Annotated in this window: 26 protein-coding genes and 2 tRNA genes; 13 read left to right on the top strand and 15 right to left on the bottom strand. The window is 70.9% G+C overall.

Annotated elements, in window-relative coordinates:
* Positions 1 to 8: 8 nt before the first annotated feature.
* The 4 genes from ACWJIO_RS10085 to ACWJIO_RS10070 form a co-directional block, all read right to left on the bottom strand.
* Entirely contained in the window at positions 9 to 1,289 is a 1,281-nt protein-coding gene (locus tag ACWJIO_RS10085; RefSeq protein WP_480313230.1) for a competence/damage-inducible protein A, read from the bottom strand.
* Positions 1,286 to 2,389: a glycosyltransferase family 4 protein gene (locus ACWJIO_RS10080; protein WP_480313229.1), complete on the bottom strand. Its 1,104-nt coding sequence runs from the start codon at positions 2,387 to 2,389 to the stop codon at positions 1,286 to 1,288. The genes ACWJIO_RS10085 and ACWJIO_RS10080 overlap by 4 nt, the downstream gene beginning before the upstream one ends.
* A gap of 67 nt (positions 2,390 to 2,456) precedes the next feature.
* A complete protein-coding gene (gene glyA, locus ACWJIO_RS10075) occupies positions 2,457 to 3,770 on the bottom strand; it encodes a serine hydroxymethyltransferase (RefSeq protein WP_480313228.1) in 1,314 nt (437 codons plus the stop codon).
* 117 nt (positions 3,771 to 3,887) lie between these two features.
* Positions 3,888 to 3,961, bottom strand: a tRNA-Arg gene (locus ACWJIO_RS10070).
* Positions 3,962 to 4,032: 71 nt separating this feature from the next.
* On the opposite strand from ACWJIO_RS10070, the gene ACWJIO_RS10065 reads away from it, so the two are divergent.
* The 3 genes from ACWJIO_RS10065 (at position 4,033) to ACWJIO_RS10055 (ending at position 4,891) form a co-directional block, all read left to right on the top strand.
* Entirely contained in the window at positions 4,033 to 4,272 is a 240-nt protein-coding gene (locus ACWJIO_RS10065; protein WP_480313227.1) for a hypothetical protein, read from the top strand.
* Entirely contained in the window at positions 4,269 to 4,559 is a 291-nt protein-coding gene (locus tag ACWJIO_RS10060) for a DUF3181 family protein (RefSeq protein ID WP_186697393.1), read from the top strand. Before ACWJIO_RS10065 ends, ACWJIO_RS10060 begins: the two co-directional genes overlap by 4 nt.
* Positions 4,560 to 4,630: 71 nt before the next feature.
* Positions 4,631 to 4,891, top strand: a complete 261-nt coding sequence (locus ACWJIO_RS10055; RefSeq protein ID WP_186697394.1) for a cytochrome-c oxidase — start codon at positions 4,631 to 4,633, stop codon at positions 4,889 to 4,891.
* A 25-nt stretch (positions 4,892 to 4,916) separates the two neighbouring features.
* On the opposite strand, the gene murJ is transcribed toward ACWJIO_RS10055, so the two are convergent.
* Entirely contained in the window at positions 4,917 to 6,539 is a 1,623-nt protein-coding gene (gene murJ, locus ACWJIO_RS10050) for a murein biosynthesis integral membrane protein MurJ (RefSeq protein ID WP_480313226.1), read from the bottom strand.
* A 75-nt stretch (positions 6,540 to 6,614) separates the two neighbouring features.
* Here murJ and sfsA point away from each other — a divergent pair, with 75 nt between their 5' ends.
* From sfsA to ACWJIO_RS10035, 3 genes are all read left to right on the top strand, one after another.
* Positions 6,615 to 7,370 (top strand): DNA/RNA nuclease SfsA, encoded by a 756-nt coding sequence (sfsA, locus tag ACWJIO_RS10045; protein ID WP_480313225.1) that lies wholly within the window; start codon positions 6,615 to 6,617, stop codon positions 7,368 to 7,370.
* Between the two features lie 82 nt (positions 7,371 to 7,452).
* Entirely contained in the window at positions 7,453 to 8,679 is a 1,227-nt protein-coding gene (locus ACWJIO_RS10040; protein WP_480313224.1) for a 4-hydroxy-3-methylbut-2-enyl diphosphate reductase, read from the top strand.
* Between the two features lie 125 nt (positions 8,680 to 8,804).
* Positions 8,805 to 9,455 carry a DUF1997 domain-containing protein gene (locus ACWJIO_RS10035; RefSeq protein ID WP_480313223.1) on the top strand — a complete coding sequence of 217 codons (651 nt, stop codon included), beginning with the start codon at positions 8,805 to 8,807 and terminating at the stop codon, positions 9,453 to 9,455.
* Positions 9,456 to 9,492: 37 nt separating this feature from the next.
* Here ACWJIO_RS10035 and ACWJIO_RS10030 read toward each other — a convergent pair whose 3' ends face one another.
* Positions 9,493 to 9,960: a DUF4079 domain-containing protein gene (locus ACWJIO_RS10030; protein ID WP_480313222.1), complete on the bottom strand. Its 468-nt coding sequence runs from the start codon at positions 9,958 to 9,960 to the stop codon at positions 9,493 to 9,495.
* Positions 9,961 to 10,037: 77 nt separating this feature from the next.
* Positions 10,038 to 11,618 carry a bifunctional phosphoribosylaminoimidazolecarboxamide formyltransferase/IMP cyclohydrolase gene (gene purH / locus ACWJIO_RS10025; RefSeq protein WP_480313221.1) on the bottom strand — a complete coding sequence of 527 codons (1,581 nt, stop codon included), beginning with the start codon at positions 11,616 to 11,618 and terminating at the stop codon, positions 10,038 to 10,040.
* Positions 11,619 to 11,701: 83 nt separating this feature from the next.
* On the opposite strand from purH, the gene ACWJIO_RS10020 reads away from it, so the two are divergent.
* Positions 11,702 to 12,358, top strand: coding sequence for an alpha/beta hydrolase (locus ACWJIO_RS10020; RefSeq protein WP_480313220.1), 657 nt, complete (start codon positions 11,702 to 11,704; stop codon positions 12,356 to 12,358).
* 21 nt (positions 12,359 to 12,379) lie between these two features.
* Here ACWJIO_RS10020 and ACWJIO_RS10015 read toward each other — a convergent pair whose 3' ends face one another.
* The gene (locus ACWJIO_RS10015; RefSeq protein WP_186697401.1) at positions 12,380 to 12,751 is read right to left on the bottom strand and encodes a DUF3155 domain-containing protein; all 372 of its coding nucleotides are present in this window, start codon (positions 12,749 to 12,751) and stop codon (positions 12,380 to 12,382) included.
* Between the two features lie 466 nt (positions 12,752 to 13,217).
* Here ACWJIO_RS10015 and ACWJIO_RS10010 point away from each other — a divergent pair, with 466 nt between their 5' ends.
* Positions 13,218 to 14,345, top strand: a complete 1,128-nt coding sequence (locus tag ACWJIO_RS10010; RefSeq protein ID WP_480313219.1) for a sensor histidine kinase — start codon at positions 13,218 to 13,220, stop codon at positions 14,343 to 14,345.
* On the opposite strand, the gene ACWJIO_RS10005 is transcribed toward ACWJIO_RS10010, so the two are convergent.
* On the bottom strand, positions 14,311 to 15,288 hold the full coding sequence (locus ACWJIO_RS10005; RefSeq protein WP_480313378.1) for an adenosylcobinamide-GDP ribazoletransferase: 978 nt from the start codon (positions 15,286 to 15,288) through the stop codon (positions 14,311 to 14,313). The two genes, ACWJIO_RS10010 and ACWJIO_RS10005, sit on opposite strands and share 35 nt — an antisense overlap.
* On the opposite strand from ACWJIO_RS10005, the gene tgt reads away from it, so the two are divergent.
* Both tgt and ACWJIO_RS09995 read left to right on the top strand, forming a co-directional pair.
* Entirely contained in the window at positions 15,173 to 16,309 is a 1,137-nt protein-coding gene (tgt, locus tag ACWJIO_RS10000; RefSeq protein ID WP_480313377.1) for a tRNA guanosine(34) transglycosylase Tgt, read from the top strand. The two genes, ACWJIO_RS10005 and tgt, sit on opposite strands and share 116 nt — an antisense overlap.
* A gap of 63 nt (positions 16,310 to 16,372) precedes the next feature.
* Positions 16,373 to 16,516, top strand: coding sequence for a photosystem II reaction center protein K (locus ACWJIO_RS09995; RefSeq protein WP_480313376.1), 144 nt, complete (start codon positions 16,373 to 16,375; stop codon positions 16,514 to 16,516).
* A gap of 3 nt (positions 16,517 to 16,519) precedes the next feature.
* Here the strand turns inward: ACWJIO_RS09995 and ACWJIO_RS09990 are convergent, their stop codons facing one another.
* Positions 16,520 to 17,257 carry a WecB/TagA/CpsF family glycosyltransferase gene (locus tag ACWJIO_RS09990; protein WP_480313218.1) on the bottom strand — a complete coding sequence of 246 codons (738 nt, stop codon included), beginning with the start codon at positions 17,255 to 17,257 and terminating at the stop codon, positions 16,520 to 16,522.
* A 109-nt stretch (positions 17,258 to 17,366) separates the two neighbouring features.
* Between ACWJIO_RS09990 and ACWJIO_RS09985 the strand changes: the two genes are divergently transcribed.
* Positions 17,367 to 20,561 carry a glycoside hydrolase family 15 protein gene (locus tag ACWJIO_RS09985; protein ID WP_480313217.1) on the top strand — a complete coding sequence of 1,065 codons (3,195 nt, stop codon included), beginning with the start codon at positions 17,367 to 17,369 and terminating at the stop codon, positions 20,559 to 20,561.
* Positions 20,562 to 20,570: 9 nt separating this feature from the next.
* Here ACWJIO_RS09985 and ACWJIO_RS09980 read toward each other — a convergent pair whose 3' ends face one another.
* From ACWJIO_RS09980 to ACWJIO_RS09965, 4 genes are all read right to left on the bottom strand, one after another.
* The gene (locus ACWJIO_RS09980) at positions 20,571 to 21,563 is read right to left on the bottom strand and encodes a Gfo/Idh/MocA family oxidoreductase (RefSeq protein ID WP_480313216.1); all 993 of its coding nucleotides are present in this window, start codon (positions 21,561 to 21,563) and stop codon (positions 20,571 to 20,573) included.
* Positions 21,564 to 21,591: 28 nt separating this feature from the next.
* Positions 21,592 to 22,929 (bottom strand): hemolysin family protein, encoded by a 1,338-nt coding sequence (locus ACWJIO_RS09975; RefSeq protein WP_480313375.1) that lies wholly within the window; start codon positions 22,927 to 22,929, stop codon positions 21,592 to 21,594.
* A gap of 127 nt (positions 22,930 to 23,056) precedes the next feature.
* Positions 23,057 to 23,129: transfer RNA gene (locus ACWJIO_RS09970), tRNA-Ile, on the bottom strand.
* Positions 23,130 to 23,172: 43 nt separating this feature from the next.
* Positions 23,173 to 23,622, bottom strand: coding sequence for an Occludin/ELL family protein (locus ACWJIO_RS09965; protein ID WP_480313215.1), 450 nt, complete (start codon positions 23,620 to 23,622; stop codon positions 23,173 to 23,175).
* 299 nt (positions 23,623 to 23,921) lie between these two features.
* Between ACWJIO_RS09965 and pyrE the strand changes: the two genes are divergently transcribed.
* Both pyrE and ygfZ read left to right on the top strand, forming a co-directional pair.
* Entirely contained in the window at positions 23,922 to 24,473 is a 552-nt protein-coding gene (gene pyrE, locus ACWJIO_RS09960) for an orotate phosphoribosyltransferase (protein ID WP_480313214.1), read from the top strand.
* Positions 24,474 to 24,481: 8 nt separating this feature from the next.
* Entirely contained in the window at positions 24,482 to 25,483 is a 1,002-nt protein-coding gene (gene ygfZ, locus ACWJIO_RS09955) for a CAF17-like 4Fe-4S cluster assembly/insertion protein YgfZ (protein ID WP_480313213.1), read from the top strand.
* Position 25,484: 1 nt separating this feature from the next.
* On the opposite strand, the gene ACWJIO_RS09950 is transcribed toward ygfZ, so the two are convergent.
* Complete coding sequence (locus tag ACWJIO_RS09950) at positions 25,485 to 26,966, bottom strand: TM0106 family RecB-like putative nuclease (RefSeq protein WP_480313374.1); 1,482 nt, start codon at positions 26,964 to 26,966, stop codon at positions 25,485 to 25,487.
* Positions 26,967 to 26,996: the final 30 nt, after the last annotated feature.

Below are 26,996 nucleotides of genomic sequence, written 5' to 3'. Positions count from 1 at the left end.
CAGACCGCTCAGCCGGCAGACAAACGCCGCCTTAACCGATCGAGCGCCTCTCCGGTGGTGAGGGTCTGGATCCAGGCGCGGCCACGGCTGCTGCCAAAGCGCACCGCAGCGCTGTGGGTGCCATCGGGGCCCGCCACGGCGATGTGCACCAGCCCCACGGGCTTGTCAGCGCTACCGCCCCCCGGACCGGCAATCCCACTCACGGCCACGCCCCAGTGGGCTCCGGTGAGCCTGCAGGCCCCCTCCGCCATCGCCGCCGCCACCGGATCACTCACCGCCCCGTGGCGCTCAAGCAACTCCTCCGGCACCCCCAGCACCCCCTGCTTCACCGCGTTGGCGTAGGCGATCACCCCGCCGAGGAACACCGCGGAGGCACCGGGGATCGCCGCCAGGGCGGCGCCGATGCCGCCCCCCGTGCAGCTCTCCGCCACGGCAAGGCTCTCGCCGCGTTGCTGCAGGGCCGCCAGCACCACCGAGGCCAGGCTGTCGTCGTCGGCGCCGAAGCAGGCCTCGGCGGCGCGCCGGCGGATCTCCGCCTCCACGGGCGCCAGCAGGGTGGAGGCCTGCTCTGGCGAAGCTGCCCGGGCCGTGATCCGCAGCTTCACCTCGCCGGCGCCGGCGTAGGGGGCCACGGTGGGGTTGCTGCCCGCCAGCAGGTCGCCCACCTGCTCGGCGAGGGCTGATTCGGCCACGCCCCAGAAGCGCAGCAAGCGGCTGGCGAACACCCCCTGGGAGAGGCCCGCCTGCCGTAGCCAGGGGGCCGCCGTGGCCCGCCACATCGCCTTCATTTCACTCGGCACCCCGGGAAAGGTGAGCAACGTGAAGCCGGGCAGGGGGCTCCAGATCATTCCAGCCGCTGTGCCGGTGGGGTTGGGGAGCACCACCGCACCCTGCGGCAGCAGGGCCTGGCGGCGCAGGCTGGGCGAGAGCTCCCGGCCGCGGCTGCGGGCCTTCGCGGTGATGTCGGCCCAGACCTCCGGCCGCTCCTGCAGGGGAGTGGCGAAGGCCGCGGCGATGGCCTCAGTGGTGAGGTCGTCGGGGGTGGGCCCAAGGCCGCCGGTGGTGATCAGCAGGCGGCAGCGGCGCGAGGCCTGCTGCACGGCGGCGATCAGCCGCGCGCGGTTGTCTCCCACCACCTCCTGACGCAGGTGGGGCACCCCGAGCACGGCCAGCTGTTCTGCGATCCAGCGGGCATTGCCATTGGTGATCGTGCCGAGCAGCAGTTCGGTGCCGACGCAGAGGATCTCGGCGCTGCCAGGCTGTGGGCTGCCGGAAAGGTCGGAGGTCATCGCAGCCGCGCCACGGGCCTGTCCTGGCGCTGCAGGGCGCGGCGGGTGCTCACCAGCACCCAGATCAGCACCGCCGTGGCCAGGGCGAGCCAGAGGAAGCGCATCTCGGCATTCACCAGCACCAGGGCCAGGGAGGCCAGCCACTGGGTGAAGGCGTAGATCAGCAGCACCGTGCGGCGGTGGCTCAGGCCCGTGCGCAGCAGGCGGTGGTGCAGGTGGCGGCGATCGGGATAGAAGGGCGAATGGCCTTCCCGGAGGCGGCCCATGATCACCGCTGACATGTCGGCCACCGGCAGCGACAGGATCAGCAGCGGCAGCAGCAGGCTGACGCTGGTGAGCCCCTTGGCCGGCCCCACGATGCTGATCGCGGCCAGGGCAAAGCCCAGGAAGTAGGAGCCGCCATCCCCCATGAAGATGCGGGCGGGGTTGAAGTTGTGGCGCAGAAAGCCGAGGCAGCTGCCGGCCAGGGCCGCGGCCAGCAGGCCAGCGGCAGGTTGATCGAGGCTGAAGCTCACCGAGAGCAGACCCACTGCAGCGATGCCGCTCACCCCGGCGGCCAGGCCATCGAGGCCATCGAGCCAGTTGATCGCATTGGTGATGCCCACCAGCCACACCAGGGTGGCCAGCAGGCTCAGCCAGTCAGGCAGCTGCAGCACGGCGGAGGGCGACCCCATCCAGCCGAAGGGCAGATCGATGCTGCCGATCCTCACCCCCTCCAGCCACACCGCCGTCGACACCAGCAGCTGGCCCAGCAGCCTCGGCAACGGCGGCAGGGCGAACAGATCGTCCGCCAGGCCGATCACGAAGAAACAGAGCGAGCCGCCGAGGGTGGTCCAGATCAGGGCATCCTTGCTGGCCTCCAGCTGGGCGAAGCCACCGAGCTGCCAGGTGAGGGCAAGAGCGAGGCTGAAGGCGATCACGATGCCGATCCCCCCCAGCCGCACCATCGGCGTGGTGTGCTGCTTGCGGGCATCGGGGGCGTCGATCAGCCCCCAGCGCAGGCCGAGCCGCCGCACCACCGGCACCACCAGGGCGGTGAGCACGGCAGCCACGGCAAAGGTGAGCAGCGCTGCAGCGTTGGGGCTGTAGGCAAGAGTCACGACAGCGGGCCGACGCAGGCGCCTGGGGGCAGGGCGTAGGCCGCCACATTACGGGCAGGTGGGTGGCTCAGACCGGCTGCAGTTCGCGGGCGGGGGCGTAGAGGGGGAAGCGCTCGCAGAGCCCGGCCACGCGCTGCCGGCAGCGCTCCTCGATCGCCCCATCCTCGGGGTTGAGCAGGCGGTCGGCGATCACGTCGGCCACCTCGGCAAAGGCCTCGGCATCAAAGCCGCGGGTGGTGCAGGCGGCGGTGCCGAGGCGCAGACCACTGGTGACAAAGGGGGACTCGGGATCGAAGGGCACCGTGTTCTTGTTGGCGGTGATGTGCACGTCGCTCACCAGCAGGTCGGCGACCTTGCCGGTCATGCCGATGCTGCGCAGGTCCAGCAGCACCAGGTGGTTGTCGGTGCCACCGCTGACCACGGCGATGCCCCGCTCCTGGATGCGCTGCGCCAGGGCCTGGGCATTGCGCACCACCTGCTCGCTGTAGGCCCGGAAGGAAGGCAGCAGGGCTTCGCCGAAGGCCACCGCCTTGGCGGCGATCACGTGCTCCAGCGGGCCGCCCTGGCTGCCGGGGAACACCGCCTTGTCAAAGCGCTTGCCGAACTCGGCATCGCGGCAGAGGATCAGGCCGCCGCGGGGACCGCGCAGGGTCTTGTGGGTGGTGGTGGTGACCACATCGCACACGGGCACGGGATTGGCGTGCACGCCGGCGGCCACCAGGCCGGCGATGTGGGCCATGTCCGCGAGCAGGAAGGCGCCCACCTCATCAGCGATGGCACGGAAGGCCTGGAAGTCGATGCTGCGGGGGTAGGCCGAGTAGCCGCACACGATCAGCCTGGGCCGGTGCTGCAGCGCCAGCTGGCGCACGCTGTCGAAGTTGAGCTGCTGGGTTTCGGGGTCCACGCCGTAGTGCACGGCCTTGAACCACTTGCCGCTCACGTTCACCGGCGAGCCATGGGTGAGGTGGCCGCCGTGGCTGAGGTCCATGCCCAGGATCGTGTCGCCGGGCTGCAGCAGGGCCAGGAACACCGCGAAGTTGGCCTGGGCGCCGCTGTGGGGCTGCACGTTGGCCCAGGCTGCTCCGAACAGCTGCCTGGCCCGCCCGATCGCCAGATCCTCGATGGCGTCCACGTGCTCGCAGCCGCCGTAGTAGCGCTTGGAGGGCAGGCCCTCGGCGTACTTGTTGGTGAGCACCGAGCCCTGGGCCTCCATCACGGCGCGGGAGGTGAAGTTCTCCGAGGCGATCAGCTCCAGGTGGGTCTGCTGGCGCTCCAGCTCCTTGCCGATCAGGGCGGCGATGGCGGGATCGGCGGCCGCCAGGGGTTGGTCATGGCTGGCGCAAGCAGCCGTGGCAGAGGCAGCCATCGCGGGATCGGCCATCGGAGCAGTTCCTGGTCTTGCATCGATCGTAAAGACACGTCAGCCGAGGCCGCCCGCCGCCCAGCACAGCGCCAAAAAAACAGCTCCAGGCAGAGCCGGAGCAGGGTGGTTTGAAAGCGCGCCTGGAGAGATTCGAACTCCCGACCCTCTGATCCGTAGTCAGATGCTCTAATCCGCTGAGCTACAAGCGCATGGCACCATTCTCAGCGCACGGAGGGCCCATCCGTCAATCGGTCCGCCCCTGATCCCCCAGAGCTCTCCCATGCCCATCCGCTGGTACGGCCCCTCCAACCCGGAAGACCCCACCTTCCGGCACTTCGAGCGGATCGTGAACCTCACCCTGCACGCCGCCCTGTTTGCTGCCATCAACAGCGGCCTCTGGGTGGTGCAGGAGCTGCGTCACCCCTGGACCCACCTCAACCTGGTGAGCCTGCTGTGGCTGACGGGCCTGCTGATGCACGCTGGGGTGGTCATCGCCATGCGGCCGGGCCCCGAAGCATGAGTCTCTCCGCCAGTGAACTGAAGGACCTGGAACTCGCCCTGGCCGACCGGCTCTACCTGCAGGTGGCCGGCTGGCACCTCTACCTGGGTGACGCCGGCCTGGCCCAGACCCTGGCCATCGAGTGCGCGGCCCGGCTCGACGCCGGCAGTGGGGTGTGTGCCCGCCAGGCCCTGGAGGCCGTTCAGGTGCCGATCGGCGGGGGCAGCACCCGCCTGCCCCTGGCCCGGCTGGTGCCTCCCGGGCAGCTGCGGGATCTGGAAGACGTGATCGAACCCTTCTGCCGCTGAGCGCTTGTTGTGGCCGAGCAGACCGATTTTGTGGTGAAGGCCGATAAGGTTGCGCCCCATGCCCTTGGGCCGTGCTGCTGATTGAGGTCACCAATGCCCGCGATGTCGTCGGCAAACGGATCGGCAAGCTCGGCAGCCGCCTGATCGGCAAGGTGGTGGATGCGGAGGCCCAGGTCGAGAAGGCCCTGATCCAGGAGCTGGAAACCGCCTTCCGCGACTTCGGCATCGAGGCGCGGATCGTGTCGGTGCAGGGTCCCCAGCTGCTGGGCCGCTCCCACCTGGAGCTGCCGCTGCAGGTGCGCGAGGAGCGCCAGGTGGGGCCCAGGCCCTGATTCAGGCCCTGGCCGGCCAGGCCTGTCAGCGACGGCCGGGCCAGGCCAGGCGGCGGCTCAGCTGGCTCACCACCTGCTGGGCCTCAGGCACCCTGGCCCAGTGGGAGAGGGTGGCGTACACCAGCATTCCCAGTCCGCTGCTGAGACCCACCTGCAGGGCCCTGCCGATCAGGCTGTCGGGCCAGCCCACCAGCAGCGCCAGGGCCCGCGCCGCCGCGGCTCCGGCCACGGCGGCGGCCAGCAGCAGGGCGGTGTCGCGCCCCCAGCGCGCTAGCGGCAGGCCGTTGAGCCGCAGCTGCAAGGCCAGCAGCAGGGCAGCGCAGGTGATCAGGTTCACCGCCACGGTGGCCAGCACCAGCCCGGCGGCACCGGCATAGAGCCCCGGCAGCAACTGGCCGCCCCCGGGGACAGGGCCTCCCACAAAGGTCCAGCAGAAGATGGCATTGAGCCCGATCCCCGCCAGCGACCAGCGGAAAGGGGTGACGCCGTCGCCGAGGGCATAGAACACCCTCACGAGCACATCGCGGGCCAGGTAGGCCGGCATGCCGATGCCGTAGGCCATCAGCAGCTGGCCCACCAGCGTGGCCGCACCGGCATCGAAGGCTCCCCGCTCGTAGACGAGCGCCACGATCGGCACCGCCAGGGCGGTCATCAGGGCCCCGAGCGGCAGCATCGAGGCATTGGAGAGCATCAGGCCCTGGCGGATCCGCGCCACCAGCTCGGGGCGGTCCTCGGGAGCGGTGAGCCGGGCATAGACCGGCAGCAGCGGCACCAGCAGGGCGTTGGAGATCAGCCCCAGGGGTGTCTGCACCAGCAGGTTGGCGTAGCCCAGCCCCGCCGCCGCCGCCGGAATTCCCGAGGCGAAGAACAGCGACACGAACACATTGATCTGCAACATGCCGGAGGAGAGGGTGGCCGGGCCCATCACCTGCATCACCTCGCGCACGCCGGGATCCTTCCAGTCCCACACCAGCCGGAAGCGGTGCAGCCCCTGGCGCGCCAGCGCCGGCAGCTGGATCAGCCACTGCAGCACGGCTCCCAGGGTGGTGCTGCCCGCCAGCACCACGCCGCCGATCAGGGCGTTTTCCGGCAGGGTGATGGCCGGCCCCAGCTGCCACCAGAGCAGCCCCAGGCCGGCGATCACCGCCACGCTCGAGAGCAACGGGCTCACTGACGGCAGCCAGAACTCATCGGCCGCGTTGAGCGCCCCGAAGCCGAGGCCGATCAGGCCGGCGAACAGGGCCATCGGCGCCATCCAGCGCAGCTCCACCACAGCGATGGCGTGGCGCTCGGGATCGAGGCCCGGCCCCACCAGGCTGATCAGCGGGCCAGCCGCCACCAGCAGCAGCACGGTCACCACCAGCAGGCCCGCCCCCACCAGGGTGTTCATCGCCGCGAGCACGTGGGCCCCCTCCTGCCGCGGCCGCCGCGCCAGCACACTCACCATGGCGCTGTGGAACGGACCGTTGATGCCGCCCAGCAGGATCAGCAGGAAGCCCGGCAGCACATAGGCGTAGTTGTAGGCGTCGTAGGCCATGCCCACCCCGAAGGAGGCGGCGATCACCTGCTGGCGCACCAGGCCGGCCACCTTGCTGATCGCCGTGGCAGCGGCCACGATCAGGGCAATGCGACGCAGGGACTGGGACATGGATCCGGGCCCCTGGGCCCGTTGGCTCGAGCGGCAGTATGGCGGGCGTCCCCTCGCCCCACCGGCAACGGCCCCATGGCCCAGCAGATCCTGGAACTGGGCCCCCTGGCGGAGGGGGTGCTGCTCAAGCGTTACAAGCGCTTCCTGGCCGACGTGCAGCTGCAGGACGGCAGCGTGGTGACGGCCCACTGCCCCAACACCGGGCCCATGACCGGGGTGCTGCATCCCGGCGGGCGGGTGCGGCTGCGCCATGCCCCTTCGCCCAGCCGCAAGCTCGCCTGGACCTGGGAGCAGGCCGAGGTGGACGGCGCCGACGGCGAGCCGATCTGGGTGGGCATCAACACCGCCCTGCCCAACCGGCTGGTGCGGGCGGCGATCGAGGCGGGCTGCCTGGAGACCCAGCTGGGCCCGATCGGCGCCATCAGGGCCGAGGTGCCCTACGGGCAGAACCGCCGCAGCCGCATCGACCTGCTGCTGACGCCAGCGGCAGGGGCCGCCGATCCGCGCCCCATCTACGTGGAGGTGAAGAACACCACCTGGACCCAGGGCCGGCTGGCTCTCTTCCCCGACACCGTGACCGAGCGGGGCCAGAAGCACCTGGTGGAGCTCACGGCCCTGCTGCCCGGAGCCAGGGCGGTGCTGCTGCCCTGCCTGAGCCGGGGCGACGTGGAACGCTTTGCCCCCGGGGATTCCGCCGATCCCCGCTACGGAGAGCTGTTTCGGGCCGCCCTGGCGGCGGGCGTGGAGGTGCTGCCCTGCGTGTTCAGCTTCACGGCCAGCGGCGTGCACTGGCAGGGAGTGGCGCAGGTGGAGCCGCGCCAGCCGGGCTGACAGCCGTGTCTGCGGCCCTGCTGCGGCAATCCGGCAACCGTGCGCGAAGGCCCATAGAGTTCAGCCACTGCTGTGGGCCGCCGTGGATACCCGTGCGTTTAAGCGATCCCTGCACCATTCGGAGCGCTACAACCGCCGCGGCTTCGGCCTCGGCGAGGAGGTGGCCGGCAGCCTCGAGCAGGCCTACCAGAGCGATCTGGTCGCCAAGTTGCGGGGCAACGGCTACACGCTGCAGCGCGGTCGGCTGAATGTGCGCCTGGCCGAGGCCTTCGGCTTCTGCTGGGGTGTGGAGCGCGCCGTGGCGATGGCCTACGAGACCCGCCGGCACTACCCCAGCGAGCGCATCTGGATCACCAACGAGATCATCCACAACCCGTCGGTGAATGACCATCTGCGCGAGATGAACGTGCAGTTCATCGCCGTGGAGGGTGGTGTGAAGGACTTCTCCGACGTGGCCAGCGGCGACGTGGTGATCCTGCCCGCCTTCGGCGCCACGGTGCAGGAGATGCAGCTGCTGAATGAGCGCGGCTGTCACATCGTGGACACCACCTGCCCGTGGGTGTCGAAGGTGTGGAACACCGTGGAGAAGCACAAGAAGCATGCCTTCACCTCGATCATCCACGGCAAGGTGAAGCACGAGGAAACGCTGGCCACCAGCTCCTTTGCCGGCACCTACCTGGTGGTGCTCGACCTGGCCGAGGCCCAGCTGGTGTGCGACTACGTGCTGCTCGGCAACCAGAACCTCAGCGCCGAGCAGCGGACCGCCGCCCGGCAGGCCTTCATGGCCCGCTTCGCCAAGGCCTGCTCGCCGGGCTTCGATCCCGACCGCGACCTGATCCGGGTCGGCGTGGCCAATCAGACCACCATGCTCAAGAGCGAGACCGAGGAGATCGGCCGGCTCGTGGAGCGCACGATGCTGCAGCGCCATGGCCCGGCCGAGCTGACCGAGCACTTCCTGGCCTTCAACACGATCTGCGATGCCACCCAGGAGCGCCAGGACGCCATGTTCGCCCTGGTGGATGAACCTCTCGACCTGATGGTGGTGATCGGCGGCTACAACTCCTCCAACACCACCCACCTGCAGGAAATCGCCGTAAGCCGCGGCATCCGCTCCTTCCACATCGACACGCCCGAGCGCATCGGTCCGGGCAACCGCATTGAGCACATGCCCCTTGGCGGTGAGCTCACCGAGGAGTCGCCCTTCCTGCCGGAGGGACCGATCCGGGTGGGGATCACCTCCGGGGCCTCCACCCCGGACCGGATCGTGGAGGCGGTGATCGAGCGGTTGATCGAGCTGAGCGAGGCCTGAGGCTGGGCCTCTAGATTGGTTCCAATGGAACTGTGAGCACAGCGATCCCTGGGCTGGAGCCATGCGCTCGTGTCCTGGGTCCGCAGAGCCGGTTCCGGTTGAACCTGTCGTTGCGTCCGTCGCTGTTGTCGTCCACCCCCCTGTCGACAGCGCCTCTCGAGTCGGCCCACCGGGACGATGTTCCACCCCTGCGCCAGTCCGACGACACCAGGGTGCGCCTGTACCAGAGCAGCTTCGCCGATCTGATGGAGATGGGGGCGCCCAGCGAGGCGGTGGCGCTCTATCTCGACAGCCACGAGGGCTGGTTCCGCCGCTGCGCCGCGCCGATGGCCGTGACACCCCTGGGCACCAATGGCTACAGCCTCACCCTGGGACGCTTCGGCAACTTCGGCTTCGAGGTGGAGCCCACCATCGCCCTGGAGCTGCTGCCCCAGAGCGAGGGGGTCTACCGGATTCTCACGGTGCCCATCCCTGCGGGGGACACCGGCCTGGAGGGTCTCTATGACGTGGACTTCCAGGCCTCACTGCGGCTCGACAGTGGTGCCGAGCTGGTCTCGCCGCTCACGCTGGTGCGCTGGGAGCTGGCCCTCAGCGTCTGGATCCGCCTCCCCGGCGTGATCACCCTGCTGCCGGATGGCCTGGTGCAGAGCAGTGGTGAGCGCCTGCTGCGTCAGATCGTGCGCCAGGTGTCCCGCAAGCTCACGTGGAAGGTGCAGGACGATTTCCACGCCAGCCACGGCCTGGAGCGCCCCCCCAGGCGGCGGGCGCAGTTCTGAGCGGGCGGCTGATGGTGTGCGGTTCTGAACGGCCAGCTCAGGCTGGGCGGTTCTCCCAGATCTTGTTGAGGATCTGCATGCCGCTCACCGCCTGCCACAGAAACAGGGTGACCATCAGCATGTTCAGGCCCACATGGGCCTTGCGGGCGATCAGGTTGCCCTGCTGCATCAAGGGAGTGAGCGAGGCGGCCAGGGCCACCATGGAGGTCATGCCGATGCCCACCAGCAGGTGCGGGCCCACGAACAGTTTGCCGTTGTTGAGGTAGGTGACGGCCATGCCGCCGAAGCAGCCCATCACCACCAGGGCCAGCAGCACACTGCCCACCTGGAAATGGCGCTTGGCGTACTGGCCCTTGATCAGCTGCTTGCGGGTCTCGGCATCGGGTGCCGTGCGCAGCTTTTTGGCCTTGATGCCCAGGAACAGCCCGTAGCCGGACAGCCCGAGCAGGCTCCACATCATCAGCGGATGCAGAAAGTTGAGGCCGTAGGCGAGCGACTCAGGCATGGCGTGGCCGGGGCGGAGACGATGCAGCGAAGCTACAACTGAGCCCCGCCCCGGCGCTGTCCAGCCCGGGCCGGGGCTCAGTGCAGGAAGTGGCGGCGGCCGGTGAGCAGCATCGCCAGCCCCAGCTCATCGCAGGCGAGGACCGAGTCCTTGTCGCGCACACTGCCGCCCGGCTGGATCACGGCCCGGATGCCCAGGCCGGCCGCCAGCCGCACCGTGTCGTCGAAGGGGAAGAAGCCGTCGCTGGCCAGCACGGCCCCACGCACCCGCTCCCCGGCCGCCTCCAGGGCGAGCCGGGCCGAACCCACCCGGTTCATCTGCCCTGCCCCCACCCCCAGGCTCTGGCCATCCCGGGCCACGACGATGGCGTTGGAGCGCACGTGGCGCACCAGCTTCCAGGCGAAGCGCAGGTCGGCGAGCTCCTGGGGCGTGGGCTGGCGCTGGCTCACCACCTGCCAGCTGCTCTGCTCGGCAGGCTGATCGTCGAGCTCCTGGGCCAGCACCCCGCCCAGCACCGTGCGCAGCTGCTGGCGCGGCGCCCGCTCGATCGCCTCGGGGGCCAGCTCCAGCAGGCGCAGGTTGGCCTTCGCGGCCAGCAGCTCCCTGGCCTCAGGCTCGAAGGCCGGGGCCACCACGCACTCCAGGAAGAGGCTGGTGAGATGGGCCGCTGCGGCACCATCCACCGGCGTGTTGAGGGCCACGATGCCGCCGAAGGCCGACACGCGATCGGCCTCCAGGGCGCGGTGCAGGGCATCGGCGCAGCCACTGCCCGTGGCCACACCGCAGGGGTTGGTGTGCTTCACCACCACCGCCGCGGGCTGGGCGGCCAAGCCGTAGCCGAACTCCCGCACCGTGGCCAGGGCGGCATCGAGGTCAATCAGGTTGTTGTAGCTGAGCTCCTTGCCCTGCAGTTGCCGCGCCGCGCCCCAGCCGGCGGTGGCGGCGCTGTACCAGGTGGCCGGCTGGTGGGGATTTTCGCCGTAGCGCAGCGCCTGGCGGGCCGGCAGCTCCAGCTGCAGGGGCTCCGCTGTGGCTTCAGGCCCTGGCTGAGCCGCTGGTGGAGCCCCTGGCTCCGCGGCCAGGCGCTCGGCCAGCCAGCGACTGATCGCCGCGTCATAGGCGGCCGTGTGGGCAAAGGCCTCCAGGGCGAGGCGCCGGCGCAGATCGTGGCGGAGGGGCCCGGCGGCCAGGGCCTCGAGAAAGGCGCCGTACTGCTGGGGGCTGGTCAGCACCGCTACATCGGCATGGTTCTTGGCAGCAGCCCGCACCATGGCCGGCCCTCCGATGTCGATGGTCTCGATGGCGGTGTCGAACGGCACGGCCGGGTCGGCCACGGTTTCGCGGAAGGGGTAGAGGTTCACCACCACCACGTCGATCGGGTCGATGGCCTGGGCGTCCAGATCCGCCTGGTGGGAGGGGTCCTGGCGCCGCGCCAGGATGCCGCCGTGGATGCGGGGATGGAGGGTCTTGACACGCCCACCCAGGATTTCCGGGGCGCCGGTGTGCTCGGCCACGCGGGTCACCGCCAGGCCCGCGGCCTGCAGCGCCGCCGCGGTGCCACCGCTGGAGATCAACCGGTAGCCCGCCGCGATCAGGCCCTGGGCCAGGGGAACCAGACCGTCCTTGTTGGACACGCTCAGGAGAGCCGTGGGGGCCATGGCGGCAGCTGGGGAGGGGCAGGAGGCCAACCTACGCAGCGGGCCGTGGCCCAGACTCCTGGCGCCAGCCCCGTCCCGCCGCCGTGCCCGCACCCCAACCACCACCGGCCGAGGCGCTGCTGCGTCGGGGACCCAGCAGCGCCGATCGGCGGCTGGTGCTGCTGCACGGCTGGGGCGCCGACGCCGACGACCTGCTCGATCTGGCCGACCTGCTGGTGGACTCAGACACCAGCGTGGTGGCCCTGCGGGCCCCTGGCCTGCACCCAAGCGGCATGGGCCGCCAGTGGTACGACCTGCAGCAGAGCGGCTGGCCGGAACTGCCTGGGGCCCTGGAGAACCTGCGCCAGCGGCTGGAGGACCTGGGTCAGGAGGTGCCGCTGGGGCGCACGGTGCTGCTGGGCTTTTCCCAGGGTGCCGCCATGGCCCTGGATGTGAGTTGCGGCGGTGCTGGCCTGGCCGTGGCGGGGGTGGTGGCGTGCAGCGGTTACCCCCACCCCGACTGGCAACCCGGCGGCGGAGACCGGCCGGGAGGTGCAGGCGGACATGGCTTCCCGGTGCTGCTCACCCACGGCCAGCAGGATCCGGTGGTGCCCTACGCCGCCAGCCTGGAGCTGGCCAGGTTGCTGGGCGCGGGCGGCCATGGCGTGGAACTGCTGGGTTTCCCGGGCGGCCACACCATCGACACCACCTTGATCCCCTCCATCCGCAGCGCTATCACGGACGCCTGGATGGAGGGCTGAGCTGATCAGCAGGGGCGGAAATCAGACGAAGGCGTACTCGTACTCTTCCATCTCCTCCCAGTCGTCGGAGGCGAGGGCCTCGATGCCCTCGAACAGCACCTCTTCGCCGATGCTGTCGACAATGGAGCGCAGCGACGGGAACAGGAAGTGGTTCTCCTCGGCGTACTGGGCGCTGAACAGGCCCTTCTCACCCCAGAAGAAGCGGTCGGTGGTGTGCTCGTTGCGGCGCACGTTGAGCAGGGCCGGCGGCACCAGGGCCTGTTCGGCGATGTAACGGCGGGCAGCCGTCACGGGCTTGTGGGAGCCGGTCTCCAGGTTGAACGTGGAGACATGGGCCAGGACCCGCTGACCGGCGAGACGACGGCGGCTGATCCGCTTGCGCTTCTTCGACATGGAGGCAGCTCCCGCGGCGGGGAGAGAGAGGGGACTGGAGAGGCCGGGCGGGGAGGACCCGATGGCCATGGACCGGCGGCGTGGAACCGAGGGAAGGGAACCGGCGCATGGAGGCCGGAAGGGGTGAACCCGGAAGCCCTGGGGCTGGCGGACTGGATGGACGCTGGGCAGCATCCAAAGGGTGGCGCAACCGACCGTGGCCGCAGAACTGGCAGAGCAGCGTCGGCAGATTCCGCAAAGCCCTTAAGGCGCGGAACCCAGCAGGAGGAGCGGCCCGATGGACGAGCTGCCCTTCCACTGCTGTAGCTTCGTTTGAGCAAATGCGCAACTGAAGCCGACCAGACGCTGCTCCAGGCCCAGGACGGCTCAGGGAGTAGTGGTCGATACCGAGATATTAAGCTTCTTTTCTCGGTTTGCTTCACGTTCCGCCAAATTCTTTTCTGGACTGCTGCCCGGGGCCGAGGTCATGGCTGTCTCCAAGCGCTTTCTCAGCCTGCTCCAGTTTCAGCTCGCCCAGTTCGCGGACCGGCCTGACGTGACCTCGCTGGTGGTGTACGTGGCAGACGTGGGTGAGGGCAAGAGCCCGCAGCTGCTGCCAGTAGGCCAGTGGCCGATGGCGAATCGCACACTTGCGGCGGTGGCCCTCGACAATCCGCTGACCGCCGTGGCCGATCTGCGCCGCTGGCTGCCTCTGCGTCACGGCGGTGTGCTGCTGGGTGCCCTGCAGGTCGACACCGCGGCGCTGCCCTGGCCCGAGCCGCTGCGCCAGCGCCTGCAGGCCGTGGCCCTCTGCCTCACCGAGGGGCTCTGCCTCGACCTGGAGCAACAGCGCCTGCAACAGCAGCTGCTCGCCCAGCACGAGCAACTCACCGTGCTGCTGCACCAGCTGCGCAATCCCCTGGCCGCCCTGCGCACCTTCGGGCAGCTGCTGCTGCGGCGGCTGGACGGGGATGAGCGCAACCGTCCCCTGGTGGAGGGATTGCTGCAGGAGGAGCGGCAGCTGCAGCGGTATGTGGACGCCATCGATCAGCTGGGGGGGGGCAGTCTTGAGCCCGCCCGGGAGCCGGGGCCGGGGCCGCTGCTGCTGCCCCCCAGCCTCGGCGGAGCCACCGTCCAGCCCCTGGCGGCGCTGTTGGAGCGCCTGGTGCAGCGGGCCTGCGCCACGGCAGCGCTGCAGGGGCGCCCCTGGCAGGGGCCCGATGCCCTGCCCCAGTGGCAGGGCGACAGCGGCGCGGTGGCCGAAATCGTGGCCAACCTGCTGGAGAACGCCTTCCGCTACAGCCCCTCCGGCGCGGCGGTGGGGCTGCAGTGCCAGCCCACGGCAGCGGCGGGCTGGCAGCTGATCGTGTGGGACGGCGGGCCACCGATCCCGCCGCAGGAGCGCCAGCGGATTTTTCGCAGGGGGGAGCGGGGCACGGCGGGTGCCGCCCAGCCCGGCAGCGGCCTCGGCCTGGCGCTGGCCGCCGATCTGGCCCGCAACCTCGGCGGCGAGCTGGTGCTGTGCAATGCCCCGGCAGACCTTGACCCTGCCCTGCCGGCGCACGGCAATGCCTTCTGCCTCAGCCTGCCAGCGCCCGCAGCACCAGCCCCATGAGCAGCAGGGCCAGGGCCTCGCTCCACTCCACGCAGGCGCCGTAACTGTCGCCGCTGTGGCCGCCGAGGCGGCGCCCCAGCCAGAACGGCACCAGCACGGCGGGCACCAGCCCCAGCAGCGGCAGCCAGCCGAAGCTCCCCGCTGCCTGGGCCCGGGGCGGATCCAGCACCAGCGCCAGGCCAGCCACCAGGGCCCCGGCCAGCAGGGCCGGCAGCAGCTCCCGGCGCAGGCCTCGCCAGTGGCGGCAGTGGAACCCGGCACTGCCCCCAGCGGCGGGATCCTGGCGCAGGTAGGGGAAGCGGGCCATCGCCAGCAGCGGCGACAGCCGCCCCCAGAAGCCCGTCCACAGCAGGGCCATGGGGGCCGCGCCCGCCAGGCACACCAGGCCGGCCCCCCGCAGCAGAGCCAGCAGCAGGGCCGCCTGCACGGCGGCGGCGCCCACGCGGCTGTCAGCCATGGCCTCCAGGGCCCGGGGGCCGGCCGCCAGGCCGTCGGCGGTGTCGAGGGCGCCGTCGTGGTGGAGCCCACCGCTGAGCCCCAGGGCGAGGGCAATCACCAGGAGCACCTGAGCCCCCAGCGGCAGCCAGCCGGCGGTGCCCAGCCAGACCAGGGCCTGCAGGCCGCCCAGCACCAGGCCGATCAGCGGCGCGAAGCGGGCGATGCGCTCGAAGCGCGGGCGGATCCAGGGCCAGCCCGGCAGCACGGTGTAGAAGATCCAGGCCCCAGCCAGGTCCCGCAACCAGTCGGGCGCGGAGCGGGCAGCGTGGCGGGGTTCCCTGGACACAGGCAGACGACCTCTAGCGTCGGAGCAGCGCCGGCGCGGCCCCATCAGCTTCACACCGCCACCCTTCAGCTTCACGGCCACAGCCCGCTGTCCCCGCACCCGGGCCCGCTGTGGCTGCTTCCAGACCCCCCACGGTCCGGTGACCACGCCCCGCTTCATGCCGGTGGGCACCCTGGCCACGGTGAAGGGGGTCATGGCCCCCCAGCTGGCCGCCACCGGGGCGGAGATGGTACTGGCCAACACCTACCACCTGCACCTGCAGCCCGGTGAGGCGATCGTGGCCGAAGCGGGCGGGCTGCACCGGTTCATGGGCTGGTCCGGCCCGCTGCTCACCGACTCCGGCGGCTACCAGGTGTTCAGCCTCGCCGGCATCAACCGCATCGACGACGACGGCGTGACCTTCCGCTCGCCCCGGGACGGCAGCCGCATCGTGCTCACGCCGGAGCGGGCGATGGCGATCCAGATGGCCCTCGGCGCCGACGTGGCGATGGCCTTCGACCAGTGCCCCCCCTACCCGGCCAGCGAGGCCGAGGTGGAGGCCGCCTGCCGCCGCACCCACACCTGGCTGGAGCGCTGCCTGGCCAGCCATCAGCAGCCCGGCCAGGCCCTGTTCGGCATCGTGCAGGGCGGCTGCTACCCGCGGCTGCGGGCCGAGTCAGCCCGGGTGGTGGCCTCGATGAACCTGCCCGGCATCGCCGTGGGTGGGGTGAGCGTGGGTGAACCGGTGGAGGAGATGCATCGGATCGTGCGCCAGGTGGGCCCGCTGCTGCCCGAGCACACGCCCCACTACCTGATGGGGGTGGGCAGCCTGCGGGAGATGGCCGTGGCCGTGGCCCAGGGATTCGATCTGTTCGACTGCGTGCTGCCCACCCGGCTGGGCCGGCACGGCACGGCCCTGGTGGGTGGCGAGCGCTGGAATCTGCGCAATGCCCGCTTCCGCCACGACCACACACCCCTCGACAGCGGCTGCCCCTGCCCCGCCTGCCGCAGCCACACCCGGGCCTACCTGCACCACCTGTTCCGCGCCGGCGAGATGCTGGCCCGGATCCTGCTGAGCCTCCACAACATCACCCAGCTGCAGCGGTTCAGCAACGCCATGGCCCAGGCGATCCGCGAGGGTTGTTTTGCAGAGGATTTCGCTCCCTGGGAACCGCACTCTGAGGCCGCCCACACGTGGTAGCGTCCGGCTCTCGCTGATGGATCTGCAGGGATGGTCGTCTCCGCGCTGCTGGCTAACGCTTCGATGCACCCCGTTTCAGGCGCCACCCTGGCCCAGCTGCCTGAGGCCTACCAGGCCTTCGGTCCCCTGGTGGACATCCTGCCGATCATCCCCTTCTTCTTTCTGCTGCTCGCCTTCGTGTGGCAGGCCTCCGTGGGCTTCCGCTGATCCTCAACCCCGGCGCAGCACCTTCCACACGAAGTGGGGCAGGGCCAGCATGCGGCGCCAGCGGCTCGGCTCCTGAATCAACCGGTACAGCCATTCCAGGTGGAGCCTGCCCATCCAGCGCGGTGCCCGGGACTTGACCCCGGCCCACACGTCAAAGCTGCCCCCCACCCCCATCCACAGGCCCGTGCGCTGACCCGCCAGCCCCTGGATCCAGAGTTCCTGGCGAGGCACCCCCAGGGCCACCAGCACCAGATCCGTATGGGCGGCCAGGAGCTGGCGTTCCAGGCCTGGCCAGGCCTCATCGGATAGGTAGCCATCCACGGCCAGCACCAGTTGGAGGGCGGGCAGGCTGGTCTGCAGCTGCTGCCGCAACAGCCCCATCACCTGGGGCGAGGCCCCCACCAGGGCGACGCGCCACCCCACCCTGGCGGCGTGCTCCAGCAGAGCATGGGCCAGTTCGATGCCGGGAGCGCGAGGCACCCGCAGTCCCTGCAGCCCGAGGGCCCACACCACGCCGGCCCCATCCGGAATCACCAGGTCAGCGGCGGCGATGGCGGCGAACAGGGCCGGGTCCGCCAGGGCAGCCATGGTCATCTCGGCATTGAGCGTGACGATCTGGCCGCCGCCTCGGGCGTGCAGGGCCAGGGCCGCCGCCCGCACATCCAGGCAGGCGTCGATGGGCACGCCGAGCACCCGCGTGCGACGGCCCGGGGTTGGGGCTGCCGTTGCCATTGCTGCCATGGAGGGTGCCGCTGCGCGAGAGAATCTATGGCCAGCCCCTGCCCTGGCCCTCCCCTCTGCCCGCATGCCCCAGTCCGAGATGGCCCCCAAGCCGCCCAGTCCGGTGGCGATGGTTGACCACACTGCCGCCGAGCTGCTGGCGGAGCTGGACCAGCAGATCTCCGCGGTGGTGCTCAACCGGCAGGACCCGATCAGCGGGCTGCTGCCAGCGAGCACCGCCAACACCGTGCACGGGAACTACGGCGATGCCTGGGTGCGCGATGGCGTCTACTCCATCCAGTGCGTGTGGGGGCTGGCCCTGGCCCACAGGCGGCTGGGGGGGAACAGCCGGCGGGCCTTCGAGCTGGAGCAGCGGGTGCTGCAGCTGATGCGGGGTCTGCTGAACGCCATGGAGCGTCAGGCCGCCAAGGTGGAGCGTTTCAAACACAGCCTCGACCGCCGCGACGCCCTGCACGCCAAGTTCGACACCAGCAGCGGCTCCCCCGTGGTGCCTGACGACGGCTGGGGCCATCTGCAGCTCGACGCCACGGCGCTGTTCCTGTTGCAGCTCGCCCAACTCACCCGCAGCGGCCTGGTCGTGGTGCGCAGCAGCCACGAGAGAGATTTCGTGCAGAACCTGGTGTACTACGTGGCCAGGGCTTACCGGGTGGCCGACTACGGCATCTGGGAGCGTGGCGACAAGGGCAACCACGGCCTGCCGGAGCGCAATGCCAGCTCGATCGGGCTGGTGAAGGCAGCCCTCGAAGCCCTCGACGACCTCGACCTCTACGGGCCCCACGGCGATGGCAGCTGCTGCCTGGTGATCCCCCACGACGCCATCGTGCGCCTGCGGCGGGCCCTCGTTGGCATGCTGCCGCGGGAATCCGGCAGCAAGGAGGTGGATGCCGCCTGCCTGGCCGTGATCGGCTACCCCGCCTGGGCCGTGGAAGACCGCGAGCTGGCCGAGCGCACCCGCAACAAGATCCGCGCCGAGCTGGGCGGCGCCTACGGCTACAAGCGCTTCCGACGCGACGGTCACCAGACCGTGGTGGAAGACCACACCCGCCTCCACTACGAGCGCGAGGAGCTGGCCCAGTTCGAGCACATCGAGTGCGAATGGCCGCTGTTCTGGGCCTACGAGCTGGTCACGGCCTGCTGCGAGGAGCGCTGGAGCGAGGCCCGGCAGTGGCGCGGCCGCCTGGCCAGCGTGAGCGTGCTGCAGGGCGACGTGCCGCTGCTGCCGGAGCTCTACCTGGTGCCACCGGAGGCGGTGGAGCGGGAGCGGCGCCAGCCGGGCAGCCAGCCGCGCCAGCCAAACGCCAACGTGCCGCTGCTCTGGACCCAGAGCCTCACCTGGCTGGGGGACCTGCTGCTGGGCGGCCTGATCACCCCCGCCGACCTCGACCCCAGCGGCCGCCGCAGGCCTGAGCCGGCAGGGGCGGAGCGGGTGCTGGTGGCCCTGGTGCCCGGCAGCGCCGCCGTGGCCGCGGTGCTGGCCGAGCACGGTCTGCCCAGCAGCGGCGGCGAGGCAGGCCAGGGCGGCGACCCGATCACGGTGATGGGGTCGGAGGCCCTCGGCCGGCGTCTGGCCCAGGTGGGAGCCAACCCGCGCCTGGGGCTCACTGGCCACCCGCCCGTGCGGATGGAGACCCTCGCCACAGCGCGGCTCTACCGCTGCCCCCGGCCAGGAGCCCGCGGCGAGGAGCAGCTGGCCTTCGTGCCGGCGGTGCTGGAGGAGGGCACGTTTTATCTCGCCGACGATGCCGAGCAGCTGATCGACACGGTGCAGGCCGAGCTGCGCATGTTGCAGCGCCAGTGGCGCGGCACGGGCGCACCTCTGCTGCTGATCCCGGTGGCCGACGCCGTCTTCGGGCGGGAGCCTGAGGCGTTTCTGGCCCTGGGGGCCCAGCTGCAGGCAGGAGAGGTGGGCGGCGTGCCGGTGCAGCTGGCCCGCCTCGAAGACCTGGCCGACCAGGGCCACTGGGTGACGCTGCCTGCCGAGGCGGCAACGGGCGCTGCAGGGGCAGGGCCATCAGTGGACCTGCCCCTGCAGGCCAGCCGGCGCCAGGCCCCGCTCTCAGCAGCAGAGGAACAGGAGCTCGAACGCGACGATCTCTCGATCGGCGAGCTGGGCGAGCGCCTCTGGCAGAGCACCTCCCTGGAGGAGCAGGCGGAGGTGCTGGAGCAGCTGGTGCGCCGCCTCGGGCTGGGGGCGCGGCTGCACGGACCGCAAGGCAGCGGGCCGGTGGCCCTGCGCAGGCTGCTGGAGGAGGTGTACCACCGGGCCCTGGTGGAGGCCGACTGGGACGTGGTGCGCCGCACGGCCGGCTGGCTGGAGCTGGTGCACCCCCAGCTGGAGGATGCCCTCACGGACCTGCTGGGGCGGCAGCGGCAGGTGGTGGTGGGCCGCAACTACACCGGCGACTCCCTGCTCAGCGAGCCCCAGGGCAGCGCCGCGATCGCCGCCATGATCCGTCGTTTCAGCGGTGAGGACAGCCGCGAGTGGATGCTGCAGCAGGAGCTGCTGCTGGCCCTCGACGGCCTGGCCCGCCATGAGCCCCGGCTGCTCAGCGGCAGCCTCACCCTGCAGCTCGGCCAGCTGATCCTGCTGCTCACCAGTGAGCTGGCCGCCGAGGCCGACCTCAGCCCCAGCGAGGCCTTCGAGGCCCTCTGCGCCCAGCCACCCCACGCCGTTCGCCGGCGCCTGCAGGCCCTGCTGGCCGATGTGGAGCACGCCAAGGCCTCGCTGATGCGCAAGGAGCAGCTGCACCTGAGCGGGCGCGTGCACTGGAGTGTGCCGCCGCCGCTGGAGGAGCTGCCCAAGGCCGGGAACTGGCTGCAGCACCGCATCCGCCTGGGGGCCCTCAGCCAGGTGCCGCGCCACTTCTATGCCGGGATCTGGGAGCTGCTGCACCACTGCCGCGGCATCGTGATCGGCGACAAGCTGGAGCGGCGCAACCGCCTGGCCAGCGGGCCGCTGCTGAGCGAGAAAACGCCCGGGGAGAAGAACTTCGCCGCCCTGATCGAGCACCTGCTCAACAAGATCGAGGCCCCGGAATACCGCCAGCTCTGCACCGAAACCCTGATGACCCTGATGGCCTTCGTGGGGGCGAACCCCCAGGTGCGTTTCGACGACGACCTCGCCCTCGACGTGGTGATCGGCCATGCCGTGCGGGTCGGCTGGCAACAGCGCCATCCCGAGGTGCCGCCGGAGGACTACAGCCGCTTCAAGGCCGGAGCCTGGGAGGCCTTCTACCAGGCCTCACCGGCCGACTGCCGCGCCTGGCAGCTCGAAGCCCTGCGCCAGCTCACCCTGGAGGCCTGAGCAGGCGGCTCAGATCGGCTGCTCCAGGGTCATCGAGAGGCTGGGCTGCTCGACGCACTCCTCGATCAGATCGGCCAGCAGCAGCGCCCGCGACGCCTGCAGACCATCCACCGCCGGCACCTCCCGGCCCCTCACGCACTGCAGAAAGTGCTCGAGTTCGGCGTAGAGAGGCTCGATCGAGGTGGTGCTCACCTCCTCGATCACGCCATCGGAGCGGTACACGAGCTCGCCGTGCTCGGCGCTCACCGTCTCGTGGGCACGCCGGTGGATGTGCAGGGTGCGGTTGAGGAAGTCGGTCTCCACCAGGGAGGAGCGGCAGTGGGCGCTGAGGCTGCGGATCTTGCGGTGGGCCATCTTGCTGGCGGTGAGGCTGGCCACCACCCCGTTGGCGAAGGCCAGGGTGGCGTTGACGTAGTCGATCGGGCCCTCGGCGGAGCGGCCCCCCGCCGCCGCCAGGCGCACCACCGGCGCACCGGCCAGCTCCAGCACCAGGTCGATGTCGTGGATCATCAGGTCCAGCACCACGGACACGTCGTTGGCCCGGTCGGGGTGGGGGCTGTGGCGCCGGGCCTCCAGCACCACCACCTCCTCGCTGGCCACCACCTTCATCAGCTCGCGGAAGGCGGGATTGAAGCGCTCGATGTGGCCCACCTGAAGCAGCACACCAGCCGCCTCGGCCGCCTGGATCAGGGCGGCGGCCTCGTCACGGCTGGCGGCGATCGGCTTCTCGATCAGCACGTGCTTGCCGGCCTCCAGGCAGCGCATCCCCACGGCGTGGTGCTGCAGGGTGGGCACGGCGATGCAGACCGCATCCACCAGGGGCAGGAGCTGCTCGAAGCCGGCGTGCCAGGGACAGCCGAACTGGTCGGTGGCCAGGCCCCCCCGGCGGGCATCAGGGTCGGCCACCCCCACCAGGTGGGCATCCTTGATCAGGCTGAGCACCCGCGCGTGGTGCCAGCCCATGTTGCCGATGCCGATGACACCCACGCGCACAGGGTTCATGGCAGGGGCGTGCAAACCGCGTGAATTATCAATGATCGCCGCTCCCCTGCTGCCGTTCTGAGCCATCGGCCTCCTGGGCTGGCATGGCTGGGCTGCTGTCAGGGCGCCGCTCGATCTCCACCTGGGAGATCCGCGGACCCTCCATGGCCAGGATGCGGAAGTGGTAGCCCTTCCAGCGCAGGCTCTCGCCGGCGGCGGGGATGTGCTGCAGCCGCTCCAGGAGAAAGCCCGCCAGGGTGTGATGGCCTTCCGCCTCCGGCAGGGGCACGGGCAGGTGCCGGTTCAGTTCCACGATCTCGAGATCGCCCACCGCCAACCAACAGCCCTCCCTGAGCTGCTGCAGCTCGTCGAGCCGCTCCTGGGGGTCGTCGTCATCCCCGACGATCTCGCTGGTGAGGTCAGCCACGGTGACCAGACCCTCGGTGCCGCCGTGCTCATCCACCACCACCAGCAGCGGCTGGCCATTGCGGATCAGGGGCAGCAGCTCGGCCAGAGGGGTGCTTTCCTGCACCTGGGCCACTGGCACCACATAGGGGGCCAGGGGGGTGTCGGCACTGAGCAGTCCACGGGCGATCGGATCGGCCAGGCGCCGCAGATCGAGCAGGCCCTTCACATCATCGAGGGAGCTGCCCAACACAGGGAAGCGGGCGTGGGCCGTGTCATGCACCGCCCGCATGAGCTCAGCGAAGGTCACGTCGATGGGGAGGGTGACCATGCCGGAGCGGGGCACCATCACCTCCCGCACCAGGGTGTCGCGCAGGGAGAACACCCCCTCGAGGATGTTGCGCTCATCGGGCATCAGCCCGGTGACACTGCCCGATTCGATCAGGGTTTCCAGCTCACCGGCAGACAGCATCGGCACCAGCTCATCCCAGTTGCGGGGCAGGCCCAGCAGCCGCAGCACGATGGCCGAAATCCGCTCGATCAGACCGATCACCGGCGCCAGGCTCCTGCTCACCGCCACCAGCAGGGGAGAGAGGCGCAGGGCCGAGCCCTCGGGGCTGTGCAGCACCCAGGCCTTGGGGGCGAGGCCGCCGAGCACGGTGGCCCCCAGCACCAAAGCCAGAAACACGCCCCCATCCAGCCAGGCGGAGGGGAGCCCCAGAGCCGCCCAGGCCTCGGTGAGCCGGTCGGCCACCGTGCGTCCAGACCAGCCGATCGCCACCAGGGCGAGCACGGCGCCGAGCTGGGTGGCCACCAGCACGCGCCGCAGCCGCCGTTGCAGCGCGGCCACGGCCCTGGCCCCGGGTTCGCCACTCTCGAGCAACTGGCTCACACGGCTGGGGCGGAGCTTGATCACCGCCAGCTCACCGGCCGAGAAGAAAGCCTGCAGCAGCACGAGAACCGGCAGGGCAAGCAGAAGGATCACCAAGCGTGCAGCCGGGCCGGCCGAAGCGGAGGAAACAGCGGGTGGGGCACGCGGAGAGGGCGATCCAAGAGGCGGTCTTCTGCTGACGCTAAGGCCGACAGCAGCGTGGCAGGGCCAGCCGAGATGGGGGCCGCGAGGATCGAACTCGCCTAAGGCGGATTATGAGCCCGCTGCATTCACCAGATTGCTAGGCCCCCGCGGAGTGGTCTGAGTCAGTGGATCATTCGCTGCCAGGCGTTCTCACCAGAGGCCACGAACCGGCGGCGGCGACCAGGTGGGGCCAGGGTCCTCCCATGCCGTGGGCAGAGCCTGCTCGGAGCCGAGGTGGCCATTGAAGCCACTGGAAACATCCGCCGTGCGCAGAGGCATGGGGTCGCTCTGACGCTCGTTCAGAGCCCGGAAGGTGTTTTCGAGCGCCGTGCTGTCCCAGACGATCGCCTGATCGGAGAAGCCCAGGCCCATCGCCCGGGTGCCATCACCACCACCCATGGCGATGCCAAACAACTCGGTGATCTGGTTGCCGAGGCTCACGGCCTGGGCAAAGGGAGCGGTGTAGCTGTAGTAGCGCCGCTGCACCAGCTCGGGCACCGTCTGCAGGGCATTGCAACGGGTGACTTCCACAGGGGCCGAGGGAAGGCCAGGCCTGGAGGGCTGGTCAAGGGGAGCCTCCAGGGTGGTGGTGCAGATCATCGGGCCGGCTTGGGCGGGCCCTGACCCCACGAGACCGCCAGCCAGCAGCCCCACCGAAGCCACCAGTCCGGCGGACGCAGCCTGGCCGACTAACGGGCTCAGATGGTCGAGACCATGCCGACCGTCCCGCAGCCGGATCAGCAGTCTTGCGCGCGCGATCATCCCCATGCCCATGCCAGTTACAACGCAGACTACCCACTGAGATTCGTTTCTTCCACAGCAAACCGCCTGTTCATCGCCAAGCCGTGCTCTTGCCCTCTCCCCCCGCCTGTCTGGCTCCGTCCGCAACCCCGTCGGCCATGCGCCAGGAACTGCTGCAGCGCCTGGCCCGCCAGGCCTACAGGCGCGGCAGTTTCACCCTGGCCTCGGGTCGCAGCAGCGACCACTACGTGAACTGCAAGCCCGTGAGCCTCAGCGGCGTGGGGCTGGCCCTGCTCGGATCGCTGCTGCTGGCCCAGGTGGAAGCGGAGGCGGCGGCCGTGGCCGGACTCACCCTGGGGGCGGATCCCCTCGTGAGCGCCGTGGCCCTGCGGGCGGCCCTGGAGGGCCGGGACCTGGCAGCCCTGATCGTGCGCAAACAGGCCAAGGGCCATGGCACGGGCGCCTGGCTGGAGGGTCCCCTGCCGGCGGCCGGCAACCGGATCACCGTGCTGGAGGACGTGGTGACCACCGGCGGCTCCTCACTCCTGGCGGTGAACCAGCTCCGGCAGGCGGGCTATGCGGTGGAGCGGGTGGTGACCATCGTGGACCGGCAGGAGGGTGGCCTTGAGGCCATGACGGCCGCCGGCCTGGAGCTGCGCAGCCTGTTTCTGCTCGACGAGCTGGCGGCCACGGCCAGCGCTCTGCCCTGAACTCCGCCATGCACGATCCCTGGACCTGGCAACCCGCCCCCGCGGCACGGCTGCAGCAAGCCGTGACCCTGCTGCACCTGCGCGGGCCCGACACCCTGCGGTTTCTGCATGGACAGACCAGCGCTGATCTGGAACGCGCCCCGGCGGGGGCCTGGATCCGCACCTGCTGCATTTCCCCCACCGGCCGCATGCGGGCCCTGGCGGAGGTGCTCGTGGAGCGCGAGGGCGCCTGGCTGGTGGTGACCCACGGGGATGCCGCCGCCGTCCGCGCCGGCCTCGACCGGGTGCTCTTCCCCGCCGATCAGGTGGAGCTGGGCGCGTTGCAGCCCGCCTGGCTGCTGACGCCGCTCCCCCAGCTCAGCCCCGCCATCGCCACACCCACCCCGGCCGGCCCGCCAGCACCGCTGCAGTGGCAGGCCCTGCCCGGAGATCAGGGCTGGCGGCTGGGGCCAGGCTGGCTGCTCCACCAGCTCACGGCTCTGCCCGCGGAACTGGAGGCCCTGCCGCCCCTGGGCGCCGACGAGCAGGAGCGCTGGCGGCTGCAGCAGGGCCTGCCGGCCGAACCGGCGGAACTCAACGACGGCACCAACCCGTTTGAGCTGGGCCTGGCGGATCGGGTGAGCCTCTCGAAGGGCTGCTACGTGGGCCAGGAAACCCTGGCCAAGCTGGCCACCTACGACGGCGTCAAACAGCAGCTGCGGCGCTGGCATCTGCCCCAGCCTGCGGAGGGCTCCGGGGCGGAGCAGCCAACGCCACTGGCGGCAGCTCCGATCGGCGAGGTGCTGCTCAGTGCCGAGGAATCCGATGGCGGACGCTGCGGCAGCGTCACCTCCGCCCTGCGGCTCGCTTCGGGCGCCTGGATCGGCCTGGCCCTGGTGCGGCGCCAGGCCCTTGCCGCCACTGAACTGCGACTCGGCCCCGGCGGGCCCTGCGTGCAGATGTCCACCCCGGCTGGGTTCATGGCCCCGCCGGTGGGGGCCGGCTCCGGGAACGCCACCGGGGCCAGCTGAGTCAGCCTGGGCCGTCGAGCAGCCAGCGCACCACGGCCCAGGTGGCCAGGTTGTCGTCACGGTTGTAGGTGAAGATCCGCTGCAGGCGCTGGCTGCCGCCGTCGCGGCGCCACTGGCGCCACCACAGCAGACAGCGGGCGCCATCCACGCCGCTCTGGCTCCAGCGAAAGCCGAGCCAGCTGGCCACGGCCTTCAAGCCGTAGCTGTTCACCGGCAGGCGCCAGTGGCGCCGCACCCTGGCATGCACGTCCACCAGACGATCGCGCAGGGCGGCCAGTTCGGCCTCCCCGGCCCCCTGGCGCCGGGCCAGGCGCAGCAGGGCGATCGACTCAGTTTCGCCGTAGTGGAGCAGCGGCCAGGCCGGATAGCGCCCGAGCAGCCGCCGCAGCCGCTGCCACAGCAGGGCCTCGCCGTGGTCATAGAGGGCCAGCAGGGGCTGATAGCGCCAGCTGCCCTGGGCGGGCACAGGGCGTGCCGGCCAGGCGCCTTCAGCACCGCGGGGCACGATCACGAACCCGTGCAGGAAATCGTCGCGGGCATCGGGATCCGACTCGATGTCATAGAGGAGCACCCCGGGGCAATGGCGCAGTTCGGGCAGTGGATCGGTGCCCCCTGCCCCCTCGGCCCCAGGGGGCAACGGCTCCAGCCGCTCAGGCCGTCCCAGCGCCTGCACGCGGGCCTGGGCCACCAGCACCGCGGCGTTGTGGCGATGCTGCTCGCCGTGCACGGCCAGGGCCTCCCCCAGCCAGGCCTGATCGGCCGCCGCCAGCTCCTTGAGATTGGTGATGCCCAGCCCCAGCAGCATCTCGCGCCGCTTGCCGCCGATGCCGCTCACCTCGCTGAGATGGCCCTCGGCCGCCGCCTCCTGATCGCACTGGCCGCGCCAGCTGCAGAGCACACACTTCTTGCGGTCGGCCACCAGGGGCGGTGGCTCTGGGCTCTCCATGGTTTCGGCGAGGCGCACAAGGGCTTCATCGAGCTGGTGCTGCAGGCCGGCGCTGAGGCTGAGGGTGTCGCGCTGCAGGTTCCGGCCCGAGCCCGCCACCACCAGGGCCTGGGGCACAGGGGCTCGCTGGTACTCGGCCAGCAGCCGACCCCACAGGGCCAGCAGCAACCGGTGCTCGCGGGTGAGATTGCGGCCCTGGCGCCCCAGCACGGGGCGATAGGCATGGTCGCCCCAGCGGCTGGGGCCCGGCAGCCGCTGCAGCAGGTAGGGATGGGCCTGCAGCTGCAGATCCGCGGGCCCCTCCCCCTGCAGCCGCAGCCCCACGACTCCCGGGGCCGCGGCAGCGCAGGCGGCCTCGCCATGGCCAGGTTTCTGGGCCAGCAGGCTCTGGAAACTGGCCAGCTGGTCGCTGAGGGCCAGGCTGCGATGGGCTGTCCAGCGACGGGCCTCCGGATCGCCATGGCGATCCAGCCAGGCCCGGCGCTTGCAGCGCAGCCAGCTGCGCAACAGCCGGTCGGTGAGCACCACCTGGGTCATCGGCGGATCGTCAGCTGGGGCAAGGGGCAG

The organism is Paraciimarium castrense LEGE 11436, assembly GCF_056633055.1.
This window is presented reverse-complemented; position numbering and strand designations above follow the sequence as displayed.

What these genes read in the sequence shown, in the direction of transcription:
- ACWJIO_RS10085 (WP_480313230.1), bottom strand. Translation starts at nt 1,289, where the DNA reads ATGACCTCCGACCTTTCCGGCAGCCCACAGCCTGGCAGCGCCGAGATC.
- glyA (WP_480313228.1), bottom strand. Translation starts at nt 3,770, where the DNA reads ATGGCCGATCCCGCGATGGCTGCCTCTGCCACGGCTGCTTGCGCCAGC.
- ACWJIO_RS10065 (WP_480313227.1), top strand. Translation starts at nt 4,033, where the DNA reads ATGCCCATCCGCTGGTACGGCCCCTCCAACCCGGAAGACCCCACCTTC.
- ACWJIO_RS10060 (WP_186697393.1), top strand. Translation starts at nt 4,269, where the DNA reads ATGAGTCTCTCCGCCAGTGAACTGAAGGACCTGGAACTCGCCCTGGCC.
- murJ (WP_480313226.1), bottom strand. Translation starts at nt 6,539, where the DNA reads ATGTCCCAGTCCCTGCGTCGCATTGCCCTGATCGTGGCCGCTGCCACG.
- sfsA (WP_480313225.1), top strand. Translation starts at nt 6,615, where the DNA reads ATGGCCCAGCAGATCCTGGAACTGGGCCCCCTGGCGGAGGGGGTGCTG.
- ACWJIO_RS10030 (WP_480313222.1), bottom strand. Translation starts at nt 9,960, where the DNA reads ATGCCTGAGTCGCTCGCCTACGGCCTCAACTTTCTGCATCCGCTGATG.
- purH (WP_480313221.1), bottom strand. Translation starts at nt 11,618, where the DNA reads ATGGCCCCCACGGCTCTCCTGAGCGTGTCCAACAAGGACGGTCTGGTT.
- ACWJIO_RS10015 (WP_186697401.1), bottom strand. Translation starts at nt 12,751, where the DNA reads ATGTCGAAGAAGCGCAAGCGGATCAGCCGCCGTCGTCTCGCCGGTCAG.
- ACWJIO_RS10010 (WP_480313219.1), top strand. Translation starts at nt 13,218, where the DNA reads ATGGCTGTCTCCAAGCGCTTTCTCAGCCTGCTCCAGTTTCAGCTCGCC.
- ACWJIO_RS10005 (WP_480313378.1), bottom strand. Translation starts at nt 15,288, where the DNA reads ATGAAGCGGGGCGTGGTCACCGGACCGTGGGGGGTCTGGAAGCAGCCA.
- ACWJIO_RS09995 (WP_480313376.1), top strand. Translation starts at nt 16,373, where the DNA reads ATGCACCCCGTTTCAGGCGCCACCCTGGCCCAGCTGCCTGAGGCCTAC.
- ACWJIO_RS09990 (WP_480313218.1), bottom strand. Translation starts at nt 17,257, where the DNA reads ATGGCAGCAATGGCAACGGCAGCCCCAACCCCGGGCCGTCGCACGCGG.
- ACWJIO_RS09985 (WP_480313217.1), top strand. Translation starts at nt 17,367, where the DNA reads ATGGTTGACCACACTGCCGCCGAGCTGCTGGCGGAGCTGGACCAGCAG.
- ACWJIO_RS09980 (WP_480313216.1), bottom strand. Translation starts at nt 21,563, where the DNA reads ATGAACCCTGTGCGCGTGGGTGTCATCGGCATCGGCAACATGGGCTGG.
- ACWJIO_RS09965 (WP_480313215.1), bottom strand. Translation starts at nt 23,622, where the DNA reads ATGATCTGCACCACCACCCTGGAGGCTCCCCTTGACCAGCCCTCCAGG.
- pyrE (WP_480313214.1), top strand. Translation starts at nt 23,922, where the DNA reads ATGCGCCAGGAACTGCTGCAGCGCCTGGCCCGCCAGGCCTACAGGCGC.
- ygfZ (WP_480313213.1), top strand. Translation starts at nt 24,482, where the DNA reads ATGCACGATCCCTGGACCTGGCAACCCGCCCCCGCGGCACGGCTGCAG.
- ACWJIO_RS09950 (WP_480313374.1), bottom strand. Translation starts at nt 26,966, where the DNA reads ATGACCCAGGTGGTGCTCACCGACCGGCTGTTGCGCAGCTGGCTGCGC.